At 71.6% G+C, this 6,903-nt stretch carries 7 protein-coding genes; 2 read left to right on the top strand and 5 right to left on the bottom strand.

The features are described 5' to 3' along the window. From ACRYR2_RS16615 to ACRYR2_RS16600, 4 genes are all read right to left on the bottom strand, one after another. A partial coding sequence (locus tag ACRYR2_RS16615; protein WP_432563997.1) for a glycerate kinase occupies positions 1 to 376 on the bottom strand: 376 nt, incomplete at its 3' end. Next, complete coding sequence (locus ACRYR2_RS16610; RefSeq protein WP_432563996.1) at positions 373 to 2,355, bottom strand: beta-galactosidase; 1,983 nt, start codon at positions 2,353 to 2,355, stop codon at positions 373 to 375. The genes ACRYR2_RS16615 and ACRYR2_RS16610, both read right to left, overlap by 4 nt. Further along, entirely contained in the window at positions 2,352 to 3,224 is an 873-nt protein-coding gene (locus ACRYR2_RS16605) for an NAD(P)-dependent oxidoreductase (protein ID WP_432563995.1), read from the bottom strand. Before ACRYR2_RS16605 ends, ACRYR2_RS16610 begins: the two co-directional genes overlap by 4 nt. 117 nt (positions 3,225 to 3,341) lie before the next feature. Further along, positions 3,342 to 4,010, bottom strand: coding sequence for a GntR family transcriptional regulator (locus ACRYR2_RS16600; protein WP_432563994.1), 669 nt, complete (start codon positions 4,008 to 4,010; stop codon positions 3,342 to 3,344). A gap of 111 nt (positions 4,011 to 4,121) precedes the next feature. Between ACRYR2_RS16600 and ACRYR2_RS16595 the strand changes: the two genes are divergently transcribed. Next, a complete protein-coding gene (locus tag ACRYR2_RS16595; RefSeq protein ID WP_432564006.1) occupies positions 4,122 to 4,769 on the top strand; it encodes a GntR family transcriptional regulator in 648 nt (215 codons plus the stop codon). Here the strand turns inward: ACRYR2_RS16595 and ACRYR2_RS16590 are convergent. After that, positions 4,766 to 5,428 carry a GntR family transcriptional regulator gene (locus ACRYR2_RS16590; RefSeq protein WP_432563993.1) on the bottom strand — a complete coding sequence of 221 codons (663 nt, stop codon included), beginning with the start codon at positions 5,426 to 5,428 and terminating at the stop codon, positions 4,766 to 4,768. The genes ACRYR2_RS16595 and ACRYR2_RS16590 overlap by 4 nt on opposite strands. A gap of 144 nt (positions 5,429 to 5,572) precedes the next feature. Between ACRYR2_RS16590 and ACRYR2_RS16585 the strand changes: the two genes are divergently transcribed. Further along, positions 5,573 to 6,862: an ABC transporter substrate-binding protein gene (locus ACRYR2_RS16585; protein ID WP_432563992.1), complete on the top strand. Its 1,290-nt coding sequence runs from the start codon at positions 5,573 to 5,575 to the stop codon at positions 6,860 to 6,862. Positions 6,863 to 6,903 lie beyond the last annotated feature (41 nt).

Raw genomic sequence — 6,903 nt, 5'->3', positions numbered from 1 at the left:
CCGTGCGGGCCCCGTGCCGCACCGCATCGAGGATCTGCTCCCCCACCCCGCGGGTCGTCGCGGCGACAGGGTCGTTCCCGGCCGCGCCTCCGGCGAGCAGCAGTCCGGCGGCCTGCGCCACCTCCACGACTGCGGTGCGTCCGTCCGGCAGCAGGTTCCACGTCGCGTCGACGGGAGCTCCCAGCGGGCCGGTGACCCGACCGTGCACCGGCCGGCCCCCCATTGCCTCGAGAAAGCCTTCACCGCCGTCGCTGACCGGGAAGGTGCGCGACGTCCACCCGCACTCTGCGGCGACCCCAGCCACGGCCGCCCCGATCTGCGAGACGGTCGCGGTGCCGCGGAACTTGTCGCTGGCGCACAGCACGTGCGGGCTCACCAGAGTACGACCTCGAACAAGTCGAGGTCGACGGCCAGTTCCGCCGTACCACTCGCGTCCGCGGTGACCGCCGTCCCGGACACCAGGGCTTCGACGCGGGTTCCCGGTGCAAGGCCGGGCAGGCGCAGCGAACCCCGCACCGCCGAGGGCGGACCGAAGTTCCGCCGGCCCGCACCCGTGAGGTTCACCAGGTGCACGACGTGGCGGGATCCGTTGCGCCCGAGCGTGATCTCGACCCGGTCAGGTAGGTCGGCCAGCACCGTCACGTCGTCGCCCAGCAGGTGCTGGAGCTCGGCGGCGACGTGGTCGGCCAGCAGTGACAGTTCGACCTCGCGGTAAGCCCGGCCCACGGTCCAGGGGACCGTCGTAATGCGTGGCGCCCGAACGGTCGTCGCATCGGCGGTCAGCTCCCCGCCGTAACACTTCTCCGGCGGCCCGAACGGCGCGGGCGCGAGGTAGCGATACGGAACCTCGACGCCGGCGCGGGCCTGCACCCGGTGCAGCGCACCGAGGACCGGCATCGGCCGGCCACGGACCGCCCCGGCCGTCTGGTCCACGTCGGCCGGATCGACGGAGTAGGAGTTGCGCAACCGCTCCTCGTCCTCGACGAGTCCGGCGACGACCGCCACTCCCGCGGCGGCGATCTGCTGGGCGCCGTCGAGGACGCCCGTCGACCCGGTGAACAGCAACCGCCCACCCCCGGCGACGAAGTCCTCCAGCGCACCCACCAGGCTCGACGGCAACGCCCCGAGGTCCCCGAGCACGAGGACGCGGTAGGGGTGCTTGCCGGACAGGACGTCCAGCAAGCGCTCTTCGGCCAGGACGTCGACCGGGACCTGCCGACGCTGGGCGGCCAGGTACAGCCCCTCGAACTCCGCTCGCGCCGCGGCCGCGAGCACCAGGTCGGTCCGCAACGGGTCTGGCCGCACGATGCCCACCGGCGCCGCGGGGCGGAGGCCGTCGTAGACGCCGTGGTGCTCACGGTGAAACCGCACGATCGCCGAGGCTTTATCGAGCACCGAGTACGGGATGACGTCGGGGGTGCCCATGACGTACGTCGAGGGGTACGCCGAGCGCGACACCGCCTGCACGAGGTACTGCGCGAACGTGTGCGGTTCCTCGCTGGCCAGCCGGTAGGGCATGTCGACGAAGGCGACGGAGTTCACGAACACCGGCACGTCGGGCCGGTGGGTGCGGGCGACGCTGACGGCCTCGCCCGTCGCGGTGGGCCAGAGGTCGCGCCCGACGGCGTTGTTCGCCTCGTGGAACACGATGTCGGAGTGCTGCCCCTGGATGAGCGCGACGTCGGGGCGGCGGGCCTTGAGGTGGTCGTGCAGGCGCCGGTTCAGCTCGTCGAGCCGTTCGCGGGCGAACACCCGCCAGCGCGGGTAGCCTTCGTCACCGCGGCCGGTGGGGAGTTCACCCCCACCCCACGCCCGGTAGGCCTCGACGCAGGCGCCACAGTGGCAGACCCCGTGATAGGTGCGGCTGTAGTCGACCTCGTTGAAGGAAAACCAGTTGAAGAAGAACCCGTCGACGGGGTAGCGGTCGACGATCTCGTCGAGGACCTGCTGCACGCCCTGCTGGTAGTACCCGCCGTTGGGGCAGACGCTGACCAGCCCGCTGTACTCCTGGCGGTGCCCGTCCGGGCCGCGGAAGCACCAGTCCGGGTGCGCATCGGCGATGTCCGGGGCGACCTTGGAGAAGTCCATGCGGCACAGCAGCTTCACTCCGGCTGCGTGGGCGGCCGTCACGGCGTCTCCGATCAGGTCCCCCGAGCGACGCTGGGCCAGCACCGGGTTGCGGGTCTGGAACTCCAGGTCCGTGGGGTAGTTGCTGACGATGCCACCGGTGTTCAGCAACCAGGCGTCGGCACCGAACTCGGTGATGAACTTCACGACGGCGTCGACGTCGAGGTTGGCGTCGATCTCGCGCAGGTTCGTCTGGAACGTGCGGAAGGGGTGGTCCCACCAGCTCACGAGTTCACCTCACGGGCCTGCTTCACCAACGCCGAGTGGTCCAGGCCGCCGCTGCCGCCGCGGTTCAGCTGGGCGAGCAGGGCCGAGACGACCCCCGTCACCGGCAGCGCCAGCGAGGTCGCCCGCGCGGCCTCCCCGACGATGCCGAGATCCTTGTGGTGCAGCGCGACCCGGAACCCGGGCTGGTACTCCCCGGCCAGGATCCCGGCGCGCTTGCGGGTCAGCACCGTGCTGCCGGCCAGCCCCGCGCCGATGACGTCCAGCGCGGCCGGCAGGTCCGCCGAGTGCGCCTCGAGGAACGCCACGGCCTCGCCCAGCACCTGCAGGTTCCCGGCGACGACGAGCTGGTTGGCGGCCTTGACGACCTGCCCGGCGCCGGCGTCGCCGACGCGCACGATCGTGGTGCCCATGGCCTGCAGCACCGGCAGCGCCCGCTCGAACGCCCCCTGACCGCCGCCGACCATGATGGCCAGCGCACCCTCGACCGCTCCGGCCTCACCGCCGGAGACGGGGGCGTCGAGGCAGTCGATCCCGCGCTCGGCGGCCGCGGCGTGGACGGTGCGGGCGGCCTCGGGGCGGATGCTGGACAGGTCGACGAACATCGATCCGGTCGCCATCGCGGCCAGGACCCCGTCCTCGCCGAGTGCGAGGTCGAGGACGTCGGGTGAGTCGGGGACGATGCTCAGCACCGCCTCGACGTCCTCGACAAGTTCGGCGACGGTGCCGACCGGGGTCGCACCGGCCTCGCGCGCCGCCTCGCGGTGCTTCTCGTGCCGGCACAGGGCCCGGACCTGGTACCCGGCCTTGACCAGGTTCGCCGCCATCGGGCGGCCCATCGTCCCCAGTCCGACGAAACCGATCCGTTCCATCGTCGACCTCCTCGTCGCGTGTGGTGGGCTCACCACACCACCACGACAACTGGCCTGTCAAGCGTTCGTGTCAGACACGAGATGCGCTCGACTTGCTGACGCCGGCAGGGTGAGCGCTCAGGCGGTTTCGGAGGCCCGGGCCACGACGCGCACCCGGGCGGCCTCGAGGTGGGCGGCGAGGGCCTCCTGGGCTCTGGCGACGTCGCCGGCCTTCACGGCCCGCAGCACCTTGGCGTGCTCGGCGGCGACCTTGCGGCCCGACGTGGTCTTGTGCGCCTCGTGCAGGCCCATCGTCAGGTGCACCTCGCCGATGATGAGTTCGTGCATGCGGCGCAACCGCTCACTGCCCACCCCCTCCACCAGCGCGACGTGGAAGGCGATGTCCGCGGCGACCTGACCCCGGAAGTCCTCGGCCGCGGCGGCGGCCTCGATCGCCACCTGGGCGGCCTCGGCCGCCGACGGCACCGACGAGCGCTGCGCGAGTTCGGCTACCGCGGCGCCCTCCACCGTCTGCCGGGTGAAGAACAGGTCCTCGATGTCCTGGACACCCAGGACGGGCACGACGGCGGTCTTGTGGACCGAGCGACGCAGCAACCCCAGGACGACCAGACGTTCCAGGCAGGCGCGCGCCGTCGGCCGCGCCACGCCGTAGTCGCCGGCGAGCCGGGCCTCGGTGACCTTCTCCCCTGGGGCGATCTGACCGCTGACGATGCGTTCGGTGACCGACTGCGTCAGGGCGTCGGTCAGCGATGACGTGGCCAGTTCGAAGGCACTCACGGCGGTCATCGTGCCACGGCCGAACCCGCCCGCGGCCCCGCGTGGGGAAGTGGCGGTCCCGCGTGGGGAAGTGGCGAGGATGACGCCCGGGCGCGCGTGCGCTTTCATGAACCCGTGGTCATGCCCCTGGCGACGCGGTCGCTGTCCGACGCGGTACAGGCCGCGCTGCGCGAATGGATTGTCACCGAGGGCGCCGGGACCGGGGACCTGGTCACGGAGGTGGGCGTCGCCGCGCGGTTCGGCGTGGCCCGCCCGACCGCGCGGGTCGCGGTCGAACGTCTGCTGGCTGAGGGGTTGCTCGTGCGCGACGGCCGTCGCGGAGCGCGGGTTCCCGTGTTGACCGCGGATGACGTGCGCGACCTGTACGCCAGCCGGTCGCTGCTCGAACGCGAGGCGCACGCGCGGTTGGCCGGGCAGCGGACGATCCCTGCCGAGGCGAGTGCCGCCAACACGAGGTTGCGCACGCACGCCCGCTCCGGTGACCCGGCCGGGATCGCGGCCGCCGACGTGGAGTTCCACCGCCGCCTCGTCGCGGCCACCGGTAGCCGCCGCCTGGACCGCATGCACGAGATCCTCATGGCCGAGGCGCACCTGTGCATGGGCCAGGTTCAGCACCGCCACCTCCTGGCCGGCACGGTCATCGCCGACGAGCACGACGGGATCCTGCAGGCCATCACCGCCGGGGAGGCCAACCTGGCCGCCGAGCGTACGACGGGCCACCTGTTCAGCGCGCGCGACAAACTGCTGGCGGCGCTGGACGCCTCCTAGGCGACGCGGCCGGTGATCCTGCGCCGCGAACCGGACAGGTGCTCGACGAGCGACCGGACGGCGCCCTCCTCGTCCCGGCCGCCGATCGCCTCCAGCACCGCCTGGTGCTCGGCGACGGCCTGCCTGACCTGGGCCGGGCAGGCCGCGACGAGCAGCCGGGAGGCCAGGCGGACCTCGACCAGCACTGAGCCGTACATCCGGTCCAGGCGCGCGCTGCCCGCACCGGCCACGAGGGCGCGGTGGAACGCGACGTCTGCGCGACGCCGCACCTCCGACCCGGCACCCGCGGTCACGAGGGCCACCAGTTCGGCCTGGGCCTGCAGCGCAGCGGCCGGGACGATGCCCTCGCGCACCAGCCGGCGGACCGCTGAGGATTCCAGACCCTCACGCACGCACCAGATGTCTTCGAGGTCCTCGAGGCTGAAACGTCGCACCTGCAGGGTGCGGCGTTGGGTGCGCTCGAGCAGCCCTTCGCTGAGCAGACGTTCCAGCGCGCCACGGGCAGTCGCCCGGGCCACCCCGTAGTCGGCGACGAACCTCGCCTCGGTGACGGTCTCGCCGGGCTCCAGCTCGCCGCGCATCATCCGGTCGCGCAGCTCGGCGTGCAGGGCGTCGACCACCGTCGACGGCGAGAGGGCGTACGGAGGAGGTCCGGTCATGAGTGGACCCTAACGCCGACCAGACACTTTTCGGTAAACTTGTCAGACAAGAACACACGTGTCATTGACGCACTGCGTCAGACCGGTCTAGCGTCGCTGGCAACGGCACCGCACCACCTCATCGACGAAGATGCAGGAGACTCCATGAACCGCCGAAACTTCACCCGCCTGCTCGCAGGTTCCGCCCTCCTGGTCCCCGGCGTCGCCGCCTGCGGCAGCGGTTCCAGCCGGTCCGACACCGCCGGCGTCCGGTACGCCTGGTGGGGCGACAGCGTGCGCCAGAAGAACTACACCGCCGCACTGAAGGTGTTCACCGACGAGAATCCCGACATCAGCGTCGAGCCCGAGTTCTCCGACTACGACGGCTTCCAGGAACGCATCACCGTCCAGATGGCTGGCCGCAACGTCCCGGAGCTGTTCTGGGTCCCCTCACCCCAGGTGCTCAGCTACCAGGAGGCGGGGCTGTACCGCACCGTCGACGACCTCGACGCCTTCGACCTGTCCGCCTACCCAGCCGACCTGCTGGACAGCTTCAAGATCGACGGCCAGCTCAACGCGATGCCCCGCTCGGTCTTCAGCCCGGCCATCCGCTGGAACCAGACGTTCCTGGACCAGGCCGGGGCGCAGCTGCCGGCCGAGGACGACGCGTCGTGGACGTGGGACACCCTGCACGACTTCCTGCTGGACTTCACCGCGAACAACCCGGCCGGTCTGCGCGGCGCCGCCTATGGCGCGAACAACGACATGTGCCTGGAGTCGTGGATCCGCCAGCACGGTGGTGACCTGTGGTCACAGGAGGGCCGGCTGGGTTTCGAGCCCGTCGTCCTGGAGGAGTACCTGGAGTGGTGGGAGACGCTGCGCACCGCCGGGGCCGCGCTCAGCCTGTCCGAGCAGGAGGGCCCGGACCCGGAGTGGAGCGTCGTCGGGGAGAAGGTACTGCTCACCTTCGCCAACTCCAATCACATCGTGGACGAGGCCGAGATGTTCCCCGACTACGACTTCCAGCAGCGGCAGACGCCCGTCGCGCCCGACGCCACCCCCGGCCACCGCTTCCTGTATCCCAGCCGCATCGGCCTGTACGCCCGCACCGCCGAGGACAAGCTGGAGGACGCGGCCAAGCTGCTGAACTTCACGCTCAACGACCCGCGCATGATCGAACTGGTCGGCATGAGCATTGGCGCCCCCTCCAACCCCCAGGTCCTCGAGGCCATCCGCCCCACCGCCTCCCCCAGCGACCAGAAGCTGCTGGCCCTGGTCGACAAGGAGACCGCCGCCGAACGCCGGCCCCGCTACGAGGCCCCGCCCGGGTCGGGCACGTGGCGCACCATCACCGCGCGCGGCCTGGAGTCGCTGACCTCCGGCGCCACCGGCATCACCGACACCGTCAAGATGATCATGAGTGAGATCGACGCCGAGCTGGGAGCCGCGCAGTGAGCGCCCTCCGCGTGCGGAAGGGCACGGCACGGTGAGCGCGC

The sequence above is a fragment of the Kineococcus deserti genome, from assembly GCF_050871945.1.
Lineage (GTDB): Bacteria > Actinomycetota > Actinomycetes > Actinomycetales > Kineococcaceae > Kineococcus.
This window is presented reverse-complemented; position numbering and strand designations above follow the sequence as displayed.